Below are 22711 nucleotides of genomic sequence, written 5' to 3' on the forward strand. Positions count from 1 at the left end.
CACATGTTAGCGCATGTTGCTCTCTTTTTTTATTGTATGATTTTATTGACTGGAGTATACCTTTGTTTGTACTTATATTATATCATGTGGAAAGTGTTTTGCAATCTATACAGATTCTATTCAAAAATATGATATCCACCGCTTTCATTTAATTAACAGGCGTATACTTATTTTGTAGATTATTTATGCTGTCTTCAGTATTCTTCCAACCTAACTCTTTTAACTTTAGGACAAGTGGATGCCATTTACTTAGTGTACAATACCACTCTTCACTTCCTTTAGGTCCGTTATAATGTGATTTAATAGAACTTGCTCCTTTAATTTGGTAAAAAAATTGAATAACTTCTTCTCTTTTTACATTTATAAAAACAAATGTATCACCATGTACATAGCTATTTTCCCACACTAAATTTAGTATTTTTGAATACCCTTCCGTTTCAAAAAAGTCTTTAAACCACTTACGCATTGACACGTAAGTTTTCATAACTTCTTTCGAAAACTTATTAGGATATAGATCATGTAACATCAAATACGGATTGTTACTCCAATACTCATAAACTGGCATACCTATTCTGTGTTTTTTCATCCATGTTATATCGTATACTCTTAATAACTGTTCATCTGTTAGTTTTTCTTTCTCCTCAATAGTCCATCGTAATGCCTCTAATCCTTTTTCTTTCGTCCAAAAGTTTTTTGAAACCTTCTGTAGTTCCCACTCTTTAAATCGATTTGGGTATAAATCGTTTAACATTTCATAAGAGTTGCTCCAATGTTTATTTAATGGGGTCACAAGTCTATGTCTCACCAGCCATTGATTACTATAGATTTGTAATAACTGTTCATCTGTTAATTTTTCTTTCTCTTCAATAGTCCATCGTAGTGCTTCTAATCCTTTTTCCTTGGTCCAAAAATTTCTAGGCACTACACTAAATTCCCACTCTTTAAAACGGCCTGGATATAATTCGTTTAACATCATATAAGGACTTAAATTCCAATATGTCATAAGAGGCGTAATTAGTCGCTGTTTTTTCACCCATGCTATATTGTAAACTTTTTTAAGTTGTTCATCTGTTAGTTTTTCTTTCTCTTCAATAGTCCATCGTAATACTTCTAGTGCTTTTTCTTTTGTCCAAAAATTTGAAGGAACATTTTTTAGTTCCCATTGCTTAAAACGGCTTGGATATAATTCATTTAACATTGCATAGGGACTACAGTTCCAATACTTACAGCAAGGTGTAAGTATTCTTTTTTCTTGCAGCCACTTATCACTATAAACTTTTAGCAATTGTTCACCTGTTAACTGTTCTTTCTCTTCAATAGTCCATCGTAACGCTTCTAGTGCTTTTTCTTTTGTCCAAAAGTTAGTTGGGGTATAATTTAACTCCCACTCTTTAAAGCGGTTTGGATATAGCTCATTTAACATTGCATATGGGCTACTATTGAAAAGCAAATAGCATGGTGAAGCTAATTTATGTTTCACTAGCCATTTTTGACTGTATACTTTACCTAACTGTTCATCTGTTAGCTTTTCTTTCTCTTCAATAGTCCATCGTAATGCCTCAATCGCCGTTTCTTTTGTCCAAAAGTTAGTTGGGGTATAACTTAACTCCCATTCTTTGAAGCGGTTTGGATACAAATCATTTAACATTGCATAAGGACTTCCATTATACACCAAACTGATCATGCCGTTTAATTTGTATTTTTTAATAACTTTTCCATTCCAACCTTTTTTTATCTCTTCTGTATCCCAATTCAAAATTACTTCAATTAAGTATTTTGTAACTCTTCTGGCCAAAAGCTTTTTATCGCCTTCACTCCAAACATAATAGGGAAAACTATCTCTTTTCCCATTTAACAACTCTTGGTAAACTTCTTCTATTGTTAATACACTATTTGAACTTCTATGACTAAATTCCACATCTTGAGGGATTATAGGACGGAGTTGCTGAATTCGCTTATACGCCTTTATTACTTCTTGTGTAAAACGATCTGGATATGCATCATGTAATAGATTGTATGGGTTATTACTCCAATACATTGCTAAAGGCGTAGTTAGTCCGTTTCTCTTAATCCATTCCATATTATATTCTTGTAGAAATTCTTCATTAGATACATTTCCTTTTTCCTGTAATATTTCTCTAATCACTTCCAAGGCAATCTCTTTTGTCCAATAATTATTAGAAACCTTTTTCAGTTCCCATTTTTTAAAATCTCCTGGATATAATTCATTCAGCATTGCGTAAATATTTCCATTCCAATGTTTATTAAATGGTGTTATTAACCGATGTATTTTAATCCACTCGGTATTGATAATTTGTATTAAATTTTCTTTAATTAACGCCTCTTTACTTTCAATATTCCACTTGATAACTTCTATTGATTTTTCCTTTGTCCAAAAATTTGAAGGAACATTCTCTAATTCCCATTCTTTAAAACGTCCTGGGTATAATTCATTTAGCATTGCATAGGGACTCCCATTCCAATACTTACTACAAGGGGTATTTATTTTATGTTCCTGTAACCATTTAGATCCATATACTCGTAACAACTGTTCATCTGTTAATTTTTCCTTTTCCTCAATAGTCCACTTTAAAGCCTCTAATCCTTTTTCTTTTGTCCAAAAATTAATAGGAGCCATTTTCATATCCCATTCTTTAAATACCCCTGGATATAGAGAATTGAGAAAAGCATAGGGACTTCCATTCCAGTATCTTTTCATTGGTGTATTTAATTTATGTCGATTTAACCATGGTTGACTGTATATACATAATAGCTGTTTATTGGTTAACTTTTCTTTTTCTTCGATTGTCCAACGTAAAGCCTCTAATCCTTTTTCCCTTGTCCAAAAATTACTTGGTGTAACTTTAAACATCCATTCTTTAAAACGATTCGGATACAAGGCGTTTAACATGCTATATGGACTATTTCTCCAATGAATTTGACAGGCTGGAGCCAAGTTATGTTGCTTCAGCCATTTGATATTATATACTTCAAACAACTGTTCATTTGTTAATTTTTCCTTTTCTTCAATAGTCCATCGTAATGCTTCCAAAGCATTTTCCCTTGTCCAAAATTTACTTGGAGTTTGTTTCATTTCCCATTCTCGGAACTTCCCTGGATATAAAGCATTCAGCATAATGTAGGGGCTATGATTAAAAAATTTAGCACATGGTGAAATTATTTTATGTTGAGTTAGCCATTTAGTCCCATACACTTGTAATAATTGTTCATCCGTTAACTTCTCTTTTATTTCAATAGTCCACTTTAAAGCTTCTAATCCTTTTTCTTTTGTCCAAAAATTAAGAGGAGCCATTTTAAATTCCCATTCTTTAAAACGACCTGGATATGCATCATTCAACATTGCATAGGGGCTTCCTCGATAAATCATACAAACAGCACCATTTAATTTGTATTTTTTAATTAGTTTTTTATTCCATCCTTCTTTTAACATATTGTCATCCCAATTAAGGACTATCTCTACTAAGTATTTTATTACTCTTTTAATTAAATTTCTGTCTATATCTTCACTCCATGTATATGATGGAAACTGTTTTCTTTTACCATCTAATAATTCTTGATAAATATCCTCAATTTTGATTGCACTCAAGAAAACACCCTCTTCTGAAAATTTATGATATTATATCTATTTTACATGAAAAAGGTCTTTTCGCTCAAAGTAACTTTATAAAGATACTTTGCGTAGGGATCTTCTCATGAAAAAAAAGACACCCCTTGAGTGCCTTCATCGTAGACCATTTTACTTTTAATAATTAAACTTTAAGCATTTTTTTCTATAGATTTTGATAGTGTGTACAATAAAATTCATTTAACTTTAATACAGTATATAGTACTTCTTCCGGATCATTTTTTTCGAGCATTTGTGTTATTGATAAATAATACAACCTAGTATTTAATTGTTTCAATTTCATAGTCATTCTTAAACCTTTCAGTTCATCTAACATTAAATGATATCTTTTAACATCGTCAGGATTACTAGGGGTGTGTTGTTTAATAATATGCTCACAATCTAGAATCAACTTTATAAATTCATAATCAGTTTCCATAATGTCCTCCTAGAAAGATTTCATTGTAGCCAATTGTTATTTACGTTATTAATCCAATATTGAATTGCTCCACCTTTTCTATATTCTTGCACTATATCTGTTCCATTAAGATATTGAGTTTGGGGAGCTGTTAATCCTTTAAGCATTCTAATACCCTTTGGCACTTGAATTTTATATACCGTACTAAGTGGATTTCCCCATGCTTCTAATACGGCTAATTCATTTCTGGTCTCTTCAATACTTCTCGCTTTATCTCCCCACCAATAACCAAGACCATACTTAGACTCTGGTTCTCCAGATTTACTTCTTCTATATAGTACAAGTGGCTGATTGGTCTCCACAATTTCTATTTTCAACTCTTTAAACGCTAAAACATCTGAATTCGTTCCTTTGAAATCAAAATTTGAAAAACCAAAATGGCGTATTATTTCTCTCTTTAATGTCGCACGTTCCATTATGCTTAGATTTAAACTATCTATTCTGTCTAAAGTTAGGTTAACCTCTTTAATTGACCAACTATTAAAATCAATATCCTTAATATAACTAATTTTTTCTTCTACATTAGCATTATCATTAAAAACATTAACAATTTGATCAATTTTTTTAAAATCCGTGTTACTTGTCTCCGCATGCATATTAGAAAAGGGGGACAATAATCCGAATAAAATTAAAAGTAGTGTAATAGACAAATATTTTTTCATATTATGTAATTGACTCCTAACAATACAATATTTTATATTTTAATATACAAAACAAACGGGCTGGATTTTAAGCTTAGCAGCTCATCAGCCCGTTTATAAAGCGTTCTTGCTTAGGTAGTTCACATTTAATTCTTCTTTAGTGATGATTAGGATTTACTAGTTTGACATATACTTAACTTTTTCAAAGAATTCTTTTAAACGTACAAACTCCTCTTTATCTCCACGTGTCGAAAAAACATCTTGATCTTCATGGGAAACGGAAATAGCTGGAATCGTTTTAAAAAGGGCAAAAGCTTGTTTTTTTTCTTTTATTTCATTAATTTTATGGAAAGGTATCTGTAATGAAATAGGTAGCTTGCCAAACACTTCACTATAAAATAACAATTGTCGTTCTGTATATGCTAATATCCCTTGCACAGGAGTAGAATTTCCATTTGGTACACCGACTAATCCAGATATACCATTTTGCATTTCATAATAGGTTGTAATCATACCTTGTACGCTCTCATTAGAAGTCATTTTTTCTTGAAACTCTTTCATTGCATGTTCTTTTAAACTCATATCAACATCTCCTTAAATTAAAATCTATTTTTGATTTTTTACTAGAAAAGAAATACTAAATAATAATAGAAAAGCTAACATTGCTAAAAAGGTATTGTTATAAATTTCAAAAAACAAAATCAATCGCTGAGCAGTCTTCATATAAATGACAAAAGGCACTCTTTGTTTGCGTCATTTGTATAATGTATTGATATAAAGATATTACTAAGCCTATTCCTGAAAAATACTTGATATACTCATTTGCATTAGAATGTCTTTTAATTAAAGATACAATACAAATTATAAATATAGGGTATAAGCATATCCTTTGATACCAACATAAACTACATGGAACTAAATTCATAATTTCACTTAAAAATAAACTACCTACTGTTCCAATGAACGATACCATTGTCACAAAGAACATATAGTTATTATAACGTATCAATTTCATAATTATCACCCATTTTCTCCATCTTCTAAATAGAATTACTTATCATTATGATCATTTAAAAATTGGTTTAATTTTTTTCTGTAATAATTTGATTGCTTAGACGAGCATCCTCTTTTCCATTTTTGTAGTGAATTAACATTGGAGTAGAATCGATATTGTGCTCAACAAAATAGTCTTTATGACTGTTCCTATTCTTAGACATTTCGATACTGTCTATTGTTATGTTTCTCTCTTTTATTACTTTATTCAAAGTTGGTTCTAACTCTTCGCATGCTGGACAACCAGTTCTATAAACATATAAGAAAAACGATTGATTACCATCTAATTTCTCCATATATTTTTCAAAACTCATATCTTTATATTCATGGTTATTATCAACTGATGAACTATACACATATACACCTATTCCAAAAGTCATTAAAATTACAATTAAAGATACAATGTATTTTTTCACAGATTTACACCTCTATTAAATTCAGATATTCTTTCTTTTGAAAAATCATATATTTGATCATAATAATCAAACAAGCAGGAATTATGATTAATAGAAATTACGATTATATCCATATTTTTTAGGTTCTTCATAATCTTTAATGCATTCTCTTCGTCTACGTTACTTAGCACTTCGTCCAAAATTAAAACATCTGGTTTTTGTAGAATAGCTCTAGCTAAAGAAAGCCTTTGGGATTGCCCTAAAGAGAAGTTAGACGAATCCTCCATTACTGGAAAATCGTAACCTTTATGTAGCCCATTAATAAAATCGTGAATACAAGCAGCTTTACATGCATTTACAATTTCATCATCACTAAATGCTTTCCCCAAGGTTAAATTTTCCCTTATCGTTCCAGGGATAAAAAAACGTTTATCATTTATATAGCAAACTTTTTCTCGAAGGGATTTTAAATTTATATCATTTATATCAATATCATTAACATAAATGGTGTTTTTAGATGTTTCTAGGAACCTAATTAAAAGCTTAGCTAACGTACTCTTTCCTGAACCACTTTTCCCTACAAAACTTACTATTTGATTTTCATTAATCTCAAATGAGAAATCTTTAAGTAATGGCTCTTCATTCTTATAATTAAAACTCAAATTATCTACTCTGATATTTTTTATTTTACCTTCTATGATTTGCCCATTATCATCGTCTTCTACAAGACTGGACTCTAAAATATCAAAGAATCTATCAGCAGCTATAATTGATTGTTGAATTTGAGGTTGAATACTGGCTATATGTTGTACAGATGTGAAGAAGAATGCTGACAATGATAAAAAAGTAATTAATGCTCCTGTTGTTAATTGTGAAGACATTACCTGTAACGCTCCAACCCATAATACAACCATTGGAAAAATGTACTGAATTATATTTTTTAAATACAGACTATTGTTATTTGTATTTTGAAGCTTTAATACCTTTTTAATATATTCATCGACTTTCGATACACTCATTGCACTGATACTCTTTTCTTTACTCAAAGCCTTTATATTTTCAATACCATTTAACATTTGAATAAAGAATGAATTGACATTGGCATGCCCTTCCATTGCTTTTCTATTTTTATTTGATAAGTTTTCAAAAAATAGATAGCAAATAATTGAATATAATAAAACTGGAATTAAAACTAATGCGAACATTTTTCCACTGACATAAAACATAAGATACCCGCTAATAAATATTAATAAGAAGTCGACTATTGTTGCTATTAGTGTTGTACTAAATGTTTGCGTAATAATTAAAGCATCATTAAACCTAGAAATAAATTCTCCTATTTCTTTATTTTTAATTTGATATACTGGGGTTTTTAATAAATGGTTGAAGTAACGTGTTGTTAACTTTGTTTCTAATTTAATCGACATCTTTATAATTAACCTATCCCTAAGATATTGAAAAGACGCTTGTAAGAACGCAAAGGAAATAAAAATTAAAGCAACAAAGTACAATGCATCCTTTAAATTCTGAGGAATAATCCCATCGAGTAAAATCCCTGTAAAGTAGGAAGTCGCCACGCCAAACACAGTTAATAATAATGACAATATAAATGTGAGAATTAAAAATCCTTTTTCAGTTTTTATGAAATTAAATAATTTACTTGGGTATGAATGTTGTTTTACTTTGTTACCCTGAGTTTCTTTTAATTTGTTTAGCTCGGGCTCGGGAAGTAATAAAACACCTGAAAATTTTTCACTAAATGTTGATAATGCTTCCTTTTTCACTTTTAAATCTAATGGATCACTTATAACTAGATTATTTTTACTTATTTTTGTATAACGACATAATGGTTTACATCTTCATTATTTAGTAAAGCAATACAAGGTAATTTTACGTTTTTAACACCGTTGCAATATCATTCTTAATTTTGTATACCTTACTTTTAAATCCATAATGAACAAAAGCCTTATAAATATCTAAAATAGAAGTACCGTTAAGGTTAGTGTTTAATTCGTATTTTAAGTCATTAAAATTATAAGATTGATTATAATGATGTAATACTGTAGCTACGCAAGCTACTCCACAATCATAGTCATTATGTTGCATCTTGTGTGAGAACTTACCCTTAAACATCTTTTTAATCCCTAGTCTATTTATTTGGATTTATCAATATCTGAGTGTTGTTTTAAAAGGCTTAATATAGATATTTCTTTTTATATGATTCTTAATTTCTTCAGTTTTAATATCGTTCACTAAATTTAAAATTTGTTGGTATTCTCCCAACATTAATTTTATTTGGATATGCAATGTCCTAATATGATCATGGATTCATTAATAAAACTGAAATAATTTTCCTCTATATATTTATTTTCATTTTGATCTAGAATGTTGTCTAAACCTTTCAATTTGCTTTGTAGGGTAGTAAACAAAATCACCGCATTATAATAGTCTATATCTGAACACTTATTTGTTTGTTCATTTAGCAAAGCAGTGTATCGTTTTAAGTTTATAAAATCTTGTGTTTCTAAAGAAATTCTACATAAGTATGAAAGTAAATTTGCAAAATATCTTTTATCCGTCCATGTCTTATATAACTCCATACCACGCAGTAAACTAGCTTTTATAATCTGTTTATCTTCATTTAGGATATACATAGCCCGTGCATAAAAATATTGCCATTTAGGATTTTTACTGTCTTCATCTATCATTTGTTTTACAAGTTTTAAATTTCTAATTGTTTTCTCAGTCATATTGTATTTTTCGGATCATAACCATCATGATAAACATGAATATTAGCCACTATATTTAGAGGATTTCTTTATTCTCATTTAAAGGTTCTTCATGAACTCTACCAAAGAAACTAATTTTATCCGATATTTTAAACATTTTACGATTATCCACTGAAAAGCTATTATCATGTTCAGTTATATAAGGGCTAACGACACCTTGAATCTTAAGATAGGATACAATTTGTGCAACTCTCTTTATACAATCATTTTCAGTATTTTCTATGTAATTGTCAGCATCGATAAAAATATCCAATCTGTTGTAGCATATTGAATAGCTTTATTTCTTTGTAAAGAAAAGTCATTTTCCCAGGGTTCTATATAGACTTTAGTATTGGGAAAATATTGATTTATTATATGTATTGTATTATCTCTAGATCCGCTATCTATAACCAAAAGCTCATCAAATTTCTTTCTAACGCTTTCCAAACACTTTTAATACGTTTCTCTTCATTAAAAGTTATGATTGCACAAGAAACTTTAGGTTGCTTAATATTGTTATATTCTGTGACCAATTGTTCAATAGTTTCTTGATCTACATTAATATCAAAATCATTATAATCATTACAAATCAAACTTAAGTCAGATAATAATTTAGATTCTTTGTAATATTTATCCAAAAATAAATGCAATTGATTGATATTCATTTAACCATTTCCTATCTGAATATTATTATAAAAGTAAAGAGATTTTGATGTGTTTTCATCAAAATCTCTCACATGCAATATTAGTAGCAGTATTTTTTATATTCTTTACACATTTCATATCCACCGCAGCCAAAACCGCCACCAGGAATGAAGTTTTCACAAGAAACTAACATCCAAGAACATTGTGCTACGCCTGTAGCTCCTTGACCTTCCATTTGTTGCATTTCTTCTACAGTTACTTCTTCCATAAGATCTAAGATTGCTTTTTCCATTTTAAATCTCTCCCTTTTCTAATTTAGATTTTTTTTTACAAATATTGATAACCGCTATAATTTGGATATATAATATACCAGAAACTTTTTAATAGCGTTTACATTTATAGAATAACTCTATAAAAAAGTTGAAACTAGCGTATTTTCCTTATATTTACTTTCGTAAATTACCTATTTTTTAAAAAAATATAAAAAATTTACAAGGTGAGTTTATGGAGAAAATAAAAATTGTCTTAATTGAATCCCATGAAATGTTTGCTACAGGGCTCAAGGAGTTATTATCGAAGGAAAAGATTTTTGATGTATCTATTTACAAAGAAAATTCAAAAGAATTGAATAACTTCATAAGGTTTTATAATCCGGATATAGTGCTTATGGAGGAAGAGTATGAATTTCATAACGGATTTACTTTTTTATCTTCAATAACAACAAGATTTCCCCACATTAAAGTAATTATGTTAGTGGAACAGCTTTTTAATGAGTCGTTGGAACTTGCATATGAATATGGTGCTTATGCATTGTTAGAAACAAAAAATAGTTATTCTTGTCTACTTAATTGCATTAAGCAAGTACAACTTGGCTATAAAATTTTTCCGCATTTAAAAAACTTTGATCGAGAAAAGTTATTAACTTCACAAGAAAAAAGCATTTTACAATTGATGTCTGAGGGTAAAACCAATAAAGATATTAGTAAAGATCTTTTAATTAGCTCTCGAACTGTAGAAAACCATGTATCATCTATATTAAGAAAACTTGATGTTCCTTGTAGAGTTGGGGCGGTAGTTGAAGGGATTAAAAGGGGATTAATATCTATTTAATACATGTTAGTATTACTTTATTGCTTATTTTGAGGTTGAAAAGTAATTTGTAATTATTGAAACTACATATAAAAACTTGTATTGTATGTTTACTTAATATTTCATCTAGTGAATTATTAAAGAGAACGATTTCATATTTATAACATTGTAAAAAGATAAATGTAACAAATTTGGTTTTATAAACACATCACAGATTCAAATAATAATTAAATGTGGTGTGTTTATAAATCGATAATATATTTTAATTCATTCAACATGATGTTATATGTTTTGTATGTTTATATAATAATTGTTTTATATGTTTTATATGTTTATATGTTTTAGGAAGCTGAAACCTGTTGATATATAAGGGATTATAGCACTTAAACATAACAAAAATGGTTTTAAAGATAACAAATTTGGTTTTATCTATAACAAAAATGGTTTTAAAGATAACAAATTTGGTTGTTTAAACATAACAAAAATGGTTTTAAAGATAACAAATTTGGTTTTATCTATAACAAAAATGGTTTTAAAGATAACAAATTTGGTTGCCGATATATAACGGCAACGGTTCTAAAGATAACAAAAATGGTTACTTAATTGTATGAAAAGAGAATTAAAGGTAACAAATTTGGTTATATGCTATATAGTTTTATAAAGATTAAGCTTCATTATCTAGGTACTTTACATAATTATCTTATGTAAAGTACCTAGATATCTTACAACAGGAAGTCTATTGTAAGTTTTGAAAAAATTAACTATAACAAAGTGAATTTGTTTGTTATAGTTAATTTAGCAGTAAAGGTAGGAAAGGAATGACGTATGTAGATATGTCTATAAATCAAGATTTACAAATTAGAGAGAATAATATTGTTTCCAAATCAAATACTTTGATTGAAGCTAATTCACGTTTGAATTTAGTTGAACAAAAGATGTTACTTTGTTTGGCAAGTAATATTGAACCCAATGATCGGGATTTTAAAACATACACATTCCCAATTAAACAATTTCATGATCTACTTGGTTTGAATGGATCTACTAAATATACAGAGTTAAGTAAGATTACAAAGGAACTATTATCAAAAGTAATTGAAATTCGAGCAGGAGAAGAATTAATACAAGTATCTTGGCTTTCTTCAGCCATTTACAATAGAAATAAAGGGACGATTGATATGCGTTTCGATCCTTTATTAAAGCCATTCTTATTAGAATTAAGTAGCAAGTTTACAAGTTATAGATTGGCTAATGTTGTTAAATTAAAAAGTACATATGCTATACGTATTTATGAACTACTTAAGCAATACGAAGATCTAAAAGAACGTACAATTAGTCTGGAAAATTTAAGGTATTACTTAGATGCAATGGATGTATACCCAAACTATGCAAATTTCAAACAACGTGTGTTGAAGCCATCTCAAAAAGAATTAAACCAAAAAACAGATATTTCTTTTGAGTTTGAGGAAATTAAATTAGGTAGGAAAGTACAAAAAATTAGGTTCATTATCCGTGCTCAGAAAAAGAAAGATTCTGATATAGTTCATTTCGAAAAGAAATTAGATAAATTTCAACAACCAAATACATTCGAACAAAAAATTAAAAGGTTCGAAGAACGCTGTAAGGAAAAAGTGTTTCCTAAGGTGTTTGAGAAATGGGCGGCGCATAAAGAAATTGTATTAGAGATAATTGAGGATATACGTTTTCGTTCAGATATTGATTCACCAATCGGTTATGTAGAATTTATTCTCAATTCTCGATTAAAAGAACTGTCCGATCAACAAATATCAAACGAAAGTATTCAAAATGAAGATGATTCCAATAATACTTTACTAGAAATTGATACTATTATAGATTCAGTTATTACTAAATATTCAACATCTACAGGGACTGTAGCTACATTCTTAGTTAAAGATACAACAATCGAAGAATTGGTGAAAGTAGTCACATTAGAAGAAGCAGAAGCTATTTGGAAAGAAAAAGAAACGTTTGTTATGGATAAAATTTATGAATTTATTAAAAGAAATAGAAGTAAGAAAAGATACTAGTGTGATATTAAAAAGTTCTTTCAGTTCGAAGGAACTTTTTAAATAAGGAAAATAGCTCATCAACAGTGAAAATTCAATTGGGTATTTTTCCGTAATCCTCATTCCTTTGATACTTTAATAACATAGAATATATTATAACAATAATTAACAGAATATTCTGTAATGTATTGGAAAATGCTCCTCAGCAATATGGACAATTGCATTATTTGGTATTATATATTATAAGAATATTCCCTTTATTTTACGGGATTATGGGATGATGGGGGAGAAATATATGAACGTTCATGTGAAAGGGAATGAACAATTGGTACAAACTTTAAATGAATGGTACTTCAAAATCAGAGCAAGAGATCTTGATGCGGCGATCAGTTTAAAAGATAAGATCGACTTAGTTATAAGTGAATTTAAAGAAGAGCAAATTTTGATGTTACATTACTAACTCATAGATTTTCGGCATAATTATTTACTTAACAATCTAGGGATTTCTACTGACAGTTTTGAAATTATTGATACATTTGATATACCACAAAATAATTATTTAACATATTATTATCATTTTTTAAAGCGATTTACTATAATGCAATCGGAAATTATCAATCTTCCCAAAAATTTTATGATAAAGCAGAATCATTGTTAAAATATATCAATAATGAATTAGAAGTTGCTGAATTTCATTATATGTTAGGATATAAATTTTATGAAACATACAAAGGTTTTTTAGCCTTACAAGAATTATCAAAAGCTAAAGGGATATTTTCTAAATATGCTGAATGTGAGAACAACCTTGCTTTTTGTAATAATCTATTGGGGTTAACTTATGCTGATTTGGATGAATTTGAACTTGCGAGTAAGTACTATACATTAGCATTAAATGCCTTCAAAAGCATTAAAGAAGAGACCTTCATCCTAATGGTAAAACAAAACATAGCCTTAATGTATGCTAAACAGGATCGCCCTGATTTAGCAATTCAGTTTCTTTCAGAAGTTAATAAAAAGATGTTAAACAACTATAAAGCTTTATTCGTTGAAGCAAGAGAATACGTTAAATTACTCGAAAAGGATGTAGCTTGTGAGCGTATTGAGCGAGGAATAAATATCTGTAAACATCTTGGTATCGAAGAGTATTTGCATCATTTTCGTATATTACAAGCTTTAAATAATAATGTAGTTGCGTCAGAATTAGAGGTTATTATCTTAGAAGGTATTGAATATTTTGAAAAACAAAAAATATCAGAGTATACTAAGGAATATCAAGAACAATTAGCGCATAAGTATTATGAGGAAAAGAACTACCTTAAATCGTGCGAATATTTCGAGTTGTCCAGGAAGACGAATAATATATTTAAAAAGGGTGATTTAAATGAAGAAATTACATTATAAATCTATTGGACTGTTAATAGCTATGACTTTAATATTTAGTGTACAAACTCCGGTAAGCAAAGTTACCCAAGACCTTATTGTTCAATATGCACATGGAAATGGAGGGGGATAAACCCCTCCATTTTAATTTATAAATAAAGTAGATATGAACAATAATTTAAACATCTTTATTAGCTCTATTCAAGGGCTTTCAAAATAAAGAAAGTTGCTCATCCTCAGATAGTACATTAATTGTTACCCTGTACTTATAATATTTACCCATTCTATGTTCTATTTCACTTTCTACTTGCTGTATAGCATCATTGGGTGTATTTGCAGTAACGTATACCAAGTCAGGCTCGTATACTTCTCCATTTGGGGATATAATTGTGAATTCTACTGGGTATTTTTCCACATCTCTCATTCCTTTTCATATTAATACTACAAAAAATATCCTAATACACATATGGCACATATAACACTACTTACTACAATAATAAAAGCCATTATCCTAAATAACAAATGTCCAAGGTAATAAAGGCCTAGACATATAAGAGTGATAATCAACAAGATTCCTATAATTTGCAAAACGACTGAATGAAACAAATACAATAAAATTAAGATAATTATCAAGAGCGAAAAGGATTTTGGAATCTTAGTTCGCTTTTTTTGGTGATTTCCTGGTGCTTCCATAAGCTCACCACTTTCAGTATATAGGTATGTTCTCATTAGAACCATAATTCGTATATAATATAAAAATGGAGTGCTTTCTTTAATAAGTAAGCACTCCCTCATATGATTATTCGTCTTGTTGTCTTTTTACTTATACTGATTTCACTCATTTAGTTATGTTCTTAGAAATCTATCTCTTCGCTATCTTCCTTAGAAATCCCACCAATAACTTCTTTAGCGTCAATAATTCTACCTTCTTGTAGTATTGGCTCTTCAGCTTTTATATTTTCCTGTTCTGTGGCTGAAACAAATCCATTATTCAATAGAAGATCCAATTTACTTTCAACTGTATCTAACAAGTTTAATCTTTGTTCTACATTATCTAATTTTTGTATTAATTGTTCATAACGTTTTTCATTTTGTACTAATTCAACAACAAAAGCTGTTAATTGCCTACTACTAGCTTTTTCATTAAGGATCTTATATACATCATCAGGCATATTATCAGCTTGTAATGCCATCTTTCTATTTTTAGCCATCATCAGCACGTCCCTTTATTCTAAGCTAACTGTCCCTTCATCTCATCAATTGCTTTTAATTCTAATGCAGCTAGGTTAATTGTACGTGATGTTGGAGCAAATACTTCTTTCTCGTTGCTTTGAATAATGTCGTTCAAGAAGAAGTGATTGTTTTTAGCAGCTGTTTCAGACATATGATCTAATAAAGCAAGACGGATATATGGTTCTAGAACTGGAGCTTCGCCTCCGATATAGATGAATTTCAATACTGTGTTTGTACTTGATGGAATGAATACATCCAACACTTTAGCAACTAAAATTGTTGCATATTCTTGTAGTGCACCTACAATTTCAGTAGTGAAATCATATTCTTCGCCAGTATTTTCATTCGAAAGCACATACTCCTGATTTTTATAATTATTAACAATAAATTTCTCTAACGTTCTTAGATCTTTAAAATATTGAATTAATTTTTCTTTTCTAAAACGCTCTAGGTATCCTAAGAACGGCTCAATATCAATCACTTGGAACGAATCTCTGTGTTTAGGTGTAGTAAGGCCCTTACCTAATTGTACGGCATCTGTCGATCCACCACCAATATCAGTTAAGACAACTTCATAATCATCAAATTTCTCAGATTCATAACGTTTTTCAATACTAATTACATTTGAATTTTTATCTTTTAAAACCATTTTATATTTTAATGAATGTCTAGCAACCTCTGATTCATTTCTACACTTTGCTGTATTAACCGTAATCGATAAATCTCTTTCCATTCCTGGTGTTAACACTTTAACTTTATGTTCACCAATAAATCTTTGTTCCATCTTTTTATGGGCAATGCTAAATTTCTCTTCACGCTTTAAAAGCCAAATTGGAAGCATCATATTCATGTTTTCAATTTCAACTTCATTATCGTCTTTATCAGCGTTAAGTGCATGATAATATGCAATTGCCCCTAAAAAGCTTATGTATGGGATAGGGCTATTAATTTTATCGTGCATTTTATTCACATGAGAGTTTGCTAATTGATTATCTTCAGCTAATTTCCCTACTAAATAATAAGATTCTTCACCCTCAATTTCAGTTGAGATAAGCAATCTATCTAACAAATCTTCTGGTCTAGAAATACGATCAACAAGTAAATCTTCAGCTTTTTTCTTTGAAATCTTAACTACATTAGTTGCAAGCTCAATATAATAACCATCAACCATAAAATTATTGAAACTATTTCCGAAATCCGCTACTTTTCTTCCGATTTTCATTTAAAATTCCTCCTCTATACTTTAAGTGCGACTTAAGTGGTTCTGGTGCAAAAACTTCAAGGTGGTTACAAGTAATCTCTAAATCTTGGACATACTGGATACTATTACTCTATAAAGGTGTGTGATCGGTATGGAAAGGAAAAATTGGTTCAAATGGAAGCACTACCAGCCTGATATTATCTTATTAACGGTAAGATGGTACCTACGGTACAACCTAAGTTTTCGTGATTTGGTGGAAATGATGGAGGAACGGGGTTTATCCATTTCTCATACAACGATTATGCGTTGGGTTCATCAGTATGGTCCTGAATTAGACAAACGGATCCGACGTTACCTCAAACAAACAAATGACTCTTGGAGAGTAGACGAAACATACATCAAAGTAAAAGGACAATGGATGTATTTATATCGTGCGGTAGATTCTAAAGGGAACACAATTGACTTCTATTTAAGTAAAGCTAGAAATCATAAGGCTGCAAAGCGCTTTTTCAAGAAAGCTTTGCTGTCTTTTCATGTTGCAAAGCCTCGTGTTATAACAGTCGACAAGAATCCAGCTTATCCTCTAGCAATTGAACAGTTGAAAAAAGAAAAAAGCATACCTAACGGTATGCGACTTAGACAACAAAAGTACTTGAATAACATAGTAGAACAAGATCATCGCTTTATAAAGAAACGAATCCGTTCTATGCTAGGTTTTAAATCTTTTGACACAGCTACATCCATTCTTTCTGGAGTAGAAGCTATGCATATGATTAAAAAAGAACAGATTGATTTACGGGACCCGTCTGTCCAAAATCAGAAAGAATTCATCCATCAATTGTTTGGACTTGTAGCATAAAATACAATTCTGTTAGGAATATATGCGTTTTACTGGTTTTCATTTTATTTTTGCACCAGAACCTTATGGAAAAAGGTATAGTGGGAGTTACACCACTTGGGAAAAATTTCATTGATTTATGCATTTAATAATCATGTCAATCTTTTTTACTAGAGGAAGATTGACATGATTCCCCCTCACCCCTTATCTTTCCTTAACAATAAACAAGACGCCACCAAGATTACGGTAGCGCCCACAATAATTGCTATAAACTTAATCAAACTTATTTATCCTCACATTATTTATTTCTTTGCTTCCATACCCCATTCTCTTTATAATAAGTATTCTTTCCATTCATGAAGTCAGCTGTATTACCTGGAATGCTAAATTTCTTATTCTTTTTCTTTTTCTTAGCCTTCTTCAGCCTCTTCTCTTCTTGAACAGCTTGTAAATCCGCCTTCCATTGTTTCAACAAATCCTTTTCACGTCGCATCGAATTTGTACCTCTTAAGATGAATATAATTATTAGATTCTTCCTATTTATATAATTTTTTAAAACAATTGTCCATTTCATTCATATTCTCACATATACCAATTTATATTTTCCCTTCTAAATAGACCAACAATATATTAAAATCCTCTATATACCCAAGGAGGTTTATCATGCTCGAATTTCATAAAAAACTACCCATCTTAGGATTCTTTTTGTTTTTATACGGTTTCATCATTATCATCGTTTTATTACTATTTCTTAACGTGTAGTAACAAAGCGTATAAATATATGTTTTATGTGTAATTTCTATATAACAAATAAAAAGCATCCGTTATGGATGCTTATTAACCAGTTTTTATTTTCAATACAACTATAAGTTCAGAGTCCCTTTTATTACTATCATTTCTTGTTTCGGAATACTCCAGATTAAAGGAGATTACCTCATAATTTTTCTTTCCAATTTTAACATTCTTTCAAAATTGCCATTAAACCTGGGATATCGTCGTTTTCCTCTTTATAAAACACACCATTTTGGTTTATACCTTTACATAATTTTCGTTATTGGAAGTTCGTTTTTCGCTTCACATCTTCCTATTTTTCAGTTGGTTCTCTTTGTTAATGAGTGGACGAATAAACCAGAAGAGAATGAGCATATAACCTATAATGACAAGTATAGACTAAGGTTCTCCTCTTTTGAGTTCATCTATCAAATGTTCTGCTTCATTCTTTCCTTCAGGTCGTCGTCCTATGCTATAAAGCAGAGAAACAAATGGAACAAGAAAAGTAGTAAAAACAACAGAAGCAGACAACCACTTCTCTTTTTTCTTAAATAAGCTGTACAGAGCTGTTACAAAAGCTAACAATAGAAAAATATAATAAATACTCCAAAACCCAGTAGGAAGTGATTCAAAAGCCATTTGGTTACACTCCTTTCTTATATAAGTATAATTTTACACAAAATGGGTAGTAAATGGAATATTTATCCTGAATGTATTGAAGGATAAATATGTATATTCTATACATGTGAAGTTAACATAACGTCTCATTATCGGTAACAAAAAAGCGTTAATTACAGATTAACGCTTGCTTTATTGAATATTTATTTCATTTATTAATTTTATTGATTTTCATTCGAATTTTCAGGTTAACATTCCTCTTCAGGCTTTATGTTTACCTGTTTCCACGCTTCATTTCCTACTTTGTGAAATTGGGCAATTTCTACGTCAGTCCCATTCGTTAATGTGAAAAAGATAAAACAATAATCTGCCCCATCATTGCCATGAAAGTAAATATTTTTCATATATCCATTTTTTATTGTTGGGTACATGTGCTGAATCATTTCACACCATTCTCCATATTTTATTTTTACTACAGCTTCCCCGTCATAGTTCCAACCATGATATGGTGCACATAGAAAATCTTCTTTAATCTTACCCAAATCTGAAATTCGATAACCATCCTTTTCGTGTTCAAGTTGGATAAATCCATACGAATAGCCAAAGTACTCAACCATCAAGTCTTTTGACAATTCAATTGTTTCAATTTCATAAAAAAATCTTATTCCCCGTTCTCCACCTGGGACTCGACATAGCTTTATTAAACTCGTATGTCCTATTCCTGCAAACGAATCTACATATTTTTCAAAGCTTAGTTTATTTTGATAAGATTTGGATAAAAAATTATAGGGAATTGGAAATGGAAGATCCCTCTGACCGATGGAACCGCAACTTCTCTCTCCTAGATTTACTGCCTCCCGTAAAATACTAAAATAGTTAATAAGGGTATCTTCAGGGGTTTTAATTAATTCTGCAGGCACCTGGATTTGGTTATAAGTTTTATCATAATAAGGTTTGAAGAATTCCCAAGATGCAAATCTTAAATTTAAAGCTGGCAAACATGATGGACGAAAAAATCTTTGATGATAAGAAGTTTTGTCCATTTGATTCCGAAATAACATATTCATCACCACACTTTTTTAGTTTATGATCGAAGGAAGGATACGTGAAAAACTTCATTTTTTCTCTTTTTCACATGAATACTCTATACAAATTTAGTTAACATAAAGCCAAATTATTGATAGCAAGGAAAAGGCAGATTCCTTGTGAGAGTAGAAATCCGCCTTTTCCTTTTTCTATGACTTTATTCATTTTTTTATACATTCCTATCCTGAAGTGGGTTTTAAGGTTCTCGTTTGTTACTGGATTAGCCGAAAAACTGTATAAAATCTTGCATGCTCTTAGCGTGGTTTTTTCCAAAATGCTGGTGGTACCCCATCCCCATCAAGCTAATATTTAGAAGCATCCCCAAAACGAAAATTCTATTCATTATTAACTACTGATAATGATGTCTTATATTAACTAATCCTGTATCGAGTATACATAATAATATGTACAGGTTTTTTAATACATTAAAGAGAAGTTATATAGTTAAGTATTCTTTATAGGGGGGATTCATAATTGACTAACATAATAACAAGTGATGGAACTACTTTACATATAACGAAAAGTGGACAAGGAATACCTTGTATCTTTCTACATGGCGGTCCTGGCTATTGGAGCTATTCTTTTGAAAAAGCAGCAGGACCGTCTTTAGAGAATTTCATGCAAATGTACTACTTAGATCAAAGAGGTTGTGGACGTTCTTCTTTATCTAAACAAGATTATTACTCACTAAATAGATTATTACAAGATCTTGAAGAAATAAGAAATGAATTCAGAATAAAAAAATGGCTTGTGATGGGACACTCTTTTGGTGGAATACTGGCTACAAATTATGCAAAACAGTACCCAAAATCAACATTAGGATTAATTTTGTTAAACCGTACATTAAACAAAAGAGAAACAAACATGCATTAAATGAACGTAGAGAAAAAGTGGCTCAACCAAGAAGGGATTACTGATAGTTATGAATCAATGGAACGATTTTATGAAGACTTTTTTGTCATATTATGTCGAATGAAAATAAAAAAAGAGAGCGTTTGCCCCCTTTCGATAAATTGGTCAAATTATGTAAAATTCTACCTCTTTATTTTGGAAATGATTTCTTTTATGATGAAATCAAATCACAATATGTCTTTATTGTTTTTCAACATTTCCACGTACAACGAAACCTGTTTGGCAAAACGTCCTTTCTGACGTCCATCAAGCTCTTCGTAGGCTTTCTTGACGTCGCTTTGTAGTAAAGCTAGTAATGCATCGTCTTGCTCGTTCTCGAAGTTAAGAAGTGTGTCTGTAGAAATACGGAAAATCGACGCTAAAGTTTTGATGCTCTCAACATCCGGCTGGTGTCGATCTGTTTCCCAATGCTTCATTTGTCCATGACTAAATCCATATTTTTCAGCAAAATCTTCTTGGATTAACCCTGTCTTTTTTCTAAAATATTTAATAGTTTGTCCTAATGTTCTCATAGTCCGAGTATAGTTATTCAGTCATCTACATACCATAAAAGTTAGATATACTAACTAAATAAGGAAAAAAGTTAGATATTTAATGGATTTTAAGTTCTTATAGTTCTAGTGTTCGTCAGGTGATAATATATGCATATGGATTATTTCTTTTTCAAACATTTGACTATTTTCCTTATCTCGAAGGAGATTAAGTTTAAAGGATTTGTAAGTCAACAATATTGTAGATGAAAAATAGTTATCTGATTAGAGAAGGAGAGAGTGGAAATGAGAAATACTCAACAAATGTTAGCAGTTACTGAGGTTGGAGAGAAGTGGATTAATGAAAAAGGATTAATTATAGAGCATAAAAGTGAAGGTATTAAGTGGGAGCTAACAGATTCCTTTGTAGAAATTGGAGTCGAGGTGTGGAATATGAGATGGTTAAAGTTTCCTAAAAATCCTGAAATTAATATTCCACAAGGAAAAGAAAAAAAGGAACAAATGTCACTTATGTTCACACCATCTCATAAGGAAAAAGCTCGTAGAATTGCAAAAAGCCATAACATAAGTGTTAGCGAATTATTTGCTTATTGGCTAGACCAACATTAAAATAAAAGGATTTTAATGGATGAACAAGTAAAGAAATTCAATGCTTTCGTAAAAGGGAAGCTTTATGAAAAGTGGGTGGTTTGTAATAAGTAGTATTCTATTAATTAATAAGCTTTCATACTTAGGAGAGTTGCTTCCTGGTTGGTGTCTAAATAAAAACGGCAACATAGCACTATGTCACTGTTTTTATTTAGTTTACAAATTTATAACTGAAAATAGATTCGTTTTCCTCCTTTCTTAATAAGTTTGACCAGCATAATGTATAAAGAGAAGGAAGTCCCTTCTTGTTTAGAATAAATTAACTACTCAAAGTAGATAAAATAATTGTTGCCTGCTGAAAACGTCAGTGGCTATTAAACTAACTGTCATATCTTCTAGGATATTTCGTATTGATTCCAGTGCTGCTTTAAACATAATTTGTGACATTATGTTTAAAGCAATTACACCATCATTTTTATTCTTCTTTTTAATAAGTTCGTTGATTTTTTGTTTACTAATTTTGGGGTTTTCATCAAGAATATTATCTTCTGTAGGTTGTTCTTTATTTTCTTGTAAATTTGTTAATGATTTTCAAACATGTAATAAGGCTTGTGCCGATAATTTAAAGATTTGTGCTACAACTTCCATTGCAATCTTTGTGTATCATCTATATTCACCATTTCCATACCAATTTCCTTATGAAATATTTAACATTTTATGACACATAACTGGAAAAGGTGGTACGATTTTGGGGTATTAGTAAATGGGCAAGCTACGGGATTACCATGGTAATCCCCAAAAACGTTGTTTTTGACTTGGTAGGAGATTCCTACGACCTTTACAAATATAAATAAGCGATTTTTTGCAAAATCACT

26 protein-coding genes are annotated in these 22711 nt (G+C 30.2%); 7 read left to right on the top strand and 19 right to left on the bottom strand.

The window, feature by feature from the left end; genetic code table 11:
* Window positions 1-148: 148 nt before the first annotated feature.
* The 12 genes from IQ781_RS27630 to IQ781_RS27675 form a co-directional block, all read right to left on the bottom strand.
* Window positions 149-3607 (bottom strand): DUF4046 domain-containing protein, encoded by a 3459-nt coding sequence (locus IQ781_RS27630; protein ID WP_242808444.1) that lies wholly within the window; start codon window positions 3605-3607, stop codon window positions 149-151.
* A 184-nt stretch (window positions 3608-3791) separates the two neighbouring features.
* The gene (locus tag IQ781_RS27635; RefSeq protein ID WP_090978875.1) at window positions 3792-4064 is read right to left on the bottom strand and encodes a hypothetical protein; all 273 of its coding nucleotides are present in this window, start codon (window positions 4062-4064) and stop codon (window positions 3792-3794) included.
* A gap of 20 nt (window positions 4065-4084) precedes the next feature.
* Window positions 4085-4765, bottom strand: coding sequence for an autotransporter (locus IQ781_RS27640; RefSeq protein WP_242808445.1), 681 nt, complete (start codon window positions 4763-4765; stop codon window positions 4085-4087).
* A gap of 156 nt (window positions 4766-4921) precedes the next feature.
* Entirely contained in the window at window positions 4922-5326 is a 405-nt protein-coding gene (locus IQ781_RS27645) for a GRAM domain-containing protein (RefSeq protein ID WP_090978882.1), read from the bottom strand.
* Window positions 5327-5432: 106 nt separating this feature from the next.
* Entirely contained in the window at window positions 5433-5759 is a 327-nt protein-coding gene (locus IQ781_RS28530; protein WP_481748674.1) for a disulfide bond formation protein B, read from the bottom strand.
* Between the two features lie 67 nt (window positions 5760-5826).
* Window positions 5827-6213, bottom strand: a complete 387-nt coding sequence (locus IQ781_RS27650; protein WP_242808446.1) for a thioredoxin family protein — start codon at window positions 6211-6213, stop codon at window positions 5827-5829.
* Entirely contained in the window at window positions 6210-7976 is a 1767-nt protein-coding gene (locus IQ781_RS27655) for a peptidase domain-containing ABC transporter (protein ID WP_242808447.1), read from the bottom strand. The genes IQ781_RS27650 and IQ781_RS27655 overlap by 4 nt, the downstream gene beginning before the upstream one ends.
* A 106-nt stretch (window positions 7977-8082) precedes the next feature.
* Window positions 8083-8325, bottom strand: coding sequence for a cysteine peptidase family C39 domain-containing protein (locus tag IQ781_RS28535; RefSeq protein WP_481748675.1), 243 nt, complete (start codon window positions 8323-8325; stop codon window positions 8083-8085).
* Window positions 8326-8483: 158 nt separating this feature from the next.
* Window positions 8484-8942, bottom strand: a complete 459-nt coding sequence (locus IQ781_RS27665) for a hypothetical protein (protein WP_242808448.1) — start codon at window positions 8940-8942, stop codon at window positions 8484-8486.
* Window positions 8943-9200: 258 nt separating this feature from the next.
* Window positions 9201-9407 carry a glycosyltransferase gene (locus IQ781_RS28540; protein ID WP_481748676.1) on the bottom strand — a complete coding sequence of 69 codons (207 nt, stop codon included), beginning with the start codon at window positions 9405-9407 and terminating at the stop codon, window positions 9201-9203.
* The gene (locus IQ781_RS27670; protein WP_242808450.1) at window positions 9365-9625 is read right to left on the bottom strand and encodes a hypothetical protein; all 261 of its coding nucleotides are present in this window, start codon (window positions 9623-9625) and stop codon (window positions 9365-9367) included. Before IQ781_RS27670 ends, IQ781_RS28540 begins: the two co-directional genes overlap by 43 nt.
* A gap of 80 nt (window positions 9626-9705) precedes the next feature.
* Window positions 9706-9897, bottom strand: a complete 192-nt coding sequence (locus tag IQ781_RS27675; protein WP_090978896.1) for a sublancin family glycopeptide — start codon at window positions 9895-9897, stop codon at window positions 9706-9708.
* Between the two features lie 212 nt (window positions 9898-10109).
* Between IQ781_RS27675 and IQ781_RS27680 the strand changes: the two genes are divergently transcribed.
* From IQ781_RS27680 to IQ781_RS27695, 4 genes are all read left to right on the top strand, one after another.
* Window positions 10110-10715, top strand: coding sequence for a response regulator transcription factor (locus IQ781_RS27680; protein ID WP_242808452.1), 606 nt, complete (start codon window positions 10110-10112; stop codon window positions 10713-10715).
* A 797-nt stretch (window positions 10716-11512) separates the two neighbouring features.
* Window positions 11513-12739 (top strand): replication initiation protein, encoded by a 1227-nt coding sequence (locus IQ781_RS27685; RefSeq protein WP_090979017.1) that lies wholly within the window; start codon window positions 11513-11515, stop codon window positions 12737-12739.
* Window positions 12740-13013: 274 nt separating this feature from the next.
* Window positions 13014-13178, top strand: coding sequence for a response regulator aspartate phosphatase (locus tag IQ781_RS27690; RefSeq protein WP_242808453.1), 165 nt, complete (start codon window positions 13014-13016; stop codon window positions 13176-13178).
* A gap of 191 nt (window positions 13179-13369) precedes the next feature.
* Window positions 13370-14119, top strand: coding sequence for a hypothetical protein (locus tag IQ781_RS27695; RefSeq protein ID WP_242808454.1), 750 nt, complete (start codon window positions 13370-13372; stop codon window positions 14117-14119).
* 190 nt (window positions 14120-14309) lie between these two features.
* Here IQ781_RS27695 and IQ781_RS27700 read toward each other — a convergent pair whose 3' ends face one another.
* The 3 genes from IQ781_RS27700 to IQ781_RS27710 all read right to left on the bottom strand — a co-directional run bounded on the left by IQ781_RS27700 (window position 14310) and on the right by IQ781_RS27710 (window position 16553).
* Complete coding sequence (locus IQ781_RS27700) at window positions 14310-14522, bottom strand: hypothetical protein (protein WP_242808323.1); 213 nt, start codon at window positions 14520-14522, stop codon at window positions 14310-14312.
* Between the two features lie 430 nt (window positions 14523-14952).
* Complete coding sequence (locus IQ781_RS27705; RefSeq protein WP_090979042.1) at window positions 14953-15309, bottom strand: hypothetical protein; 357 nt, start codon at window positions 15307-15309, stop codon at window positions 14953-14955.
* Window positions 15310-15329: 20 nt separating this feature from the next.
* On the bottom strand, window positions 15330-16553 hold the full coding sequence (locus IQ781_RS27710; RefSeq protein ID WP_090979025.1) for a ParM/StbA family protein: 1224 nt from the start codon (window positions 16551-16553) through the stop codon (window positions 15330-15332).
* Between the two features lie 130 nt (window positions 16554-16683).
* Between IQ781_RS27710 and IQ781_RS27715 the strand changes: the two genes are divergently transcribed.
* Window positions 16684-17391 (top strand): IS6 family transposase, encoded by a 708-nt coding sequence (locus IQ781_RS27715; protein WP_242808324.1) that lies wholly within the window; start codon window positions 16684-16686, stop codon window positions 17389-17391.
* 277 nt (window positions 17392-17668) lie between these two features.
* Here the strand turns inward: IQ781_RS27715 and IQ781_RS27720 are convergent, their stop codons facing one another.
* From IQ781_RS27720 to IQ781_RS27730, 3 genes are all read right to left on the bottom strand, one after another.
* Window positions 17669-17863, bottom strand: coding sequence for a hypothetical protein (locus tag IQ781_RS27720; protein ID WP_242808325.1), 195 nt, complete (start codon window positions 17861-17863; stop codon window positions 17669-17671).
* Window positions 17864-18540: 677 nt separating this feature from the next.
* Complete coding sequence (locus IQ781_RS27725; protein WP_242808326.1) at window positions 18541-18780, bottom strand: hypothetical protein; 240 nt, start codon at window positions 18778-18780, stop codon at window positions 18541-18543.
* 227 nt (window positions 18781-19007) lie between these two features.
* Entirely contained in the window at window positions 19008-19820 is an 813-nt protein-coding gene (locus tag IQ781_RS27730; protein WP_242808327.1) for a hypothetical protein, read from the bottom strand.
* Window positions 19821-20319: 499 nt separating this feature from the next.
* On the opposite strand from IQ781_RS27730, the gene IQ781_RS27735 reads away from it, so the two are divergent.
* Window positions 20320-20718 carry an alpha/beta fold hydrolase gene (locus IQ781_RS27735; protein ID WP_242808328.1) on the top strand — a complete coding sequence of 133 codons (399 nt, stop codon included), beginning with the start codon at window positions 20320-20322 and terminating at the stop codon, window positions 20716-20718.
* Window positions 20719-20924: 206 nt separating this feature from the next.
* On the opposite strand, the gene IQ781_RS27740 is transcribed toward IQ781_RS27735, so the two are convergent.
* A complete protein-coding gene (locus IQ781_RS27740; RefSeq protein WP_242808329.1) occupies window positions 20925-21269 on the bottom strand; it encodes a helix-turn-helix domain-containing protein in 345 nt (114 codons plus the stop codon).
* 264 nt (window positions 21270-21533) lie between these two features.
* Here IQ781_RS27740 and IQ781_RS27745 point away from each other — a divergent pair, with 264 nt between their 5' ends.
* Window positions 21534-21857: a hypothetical protein gene (locus IQ781_RS27745; protein ID WP_242808330.1), complete on the top strand. Its 324-nt coding sequence runs from the start codon at window positions 21534-21536 to the stop codon at window positions 21855-21857.
* The last annotated feature ends 854 nt before the right edge of the window (window positions 21858-22711 follow it).

This window comes from Bacillus sp. N447-1, from assembly GCF_022701035.1.
Classification (GTDB): domain Bacteria; phylum Bacillota; class Bacilli; order Bacillales; family Bacillaceae_G; genus Bacillus_A; species Bacillus_A cereus.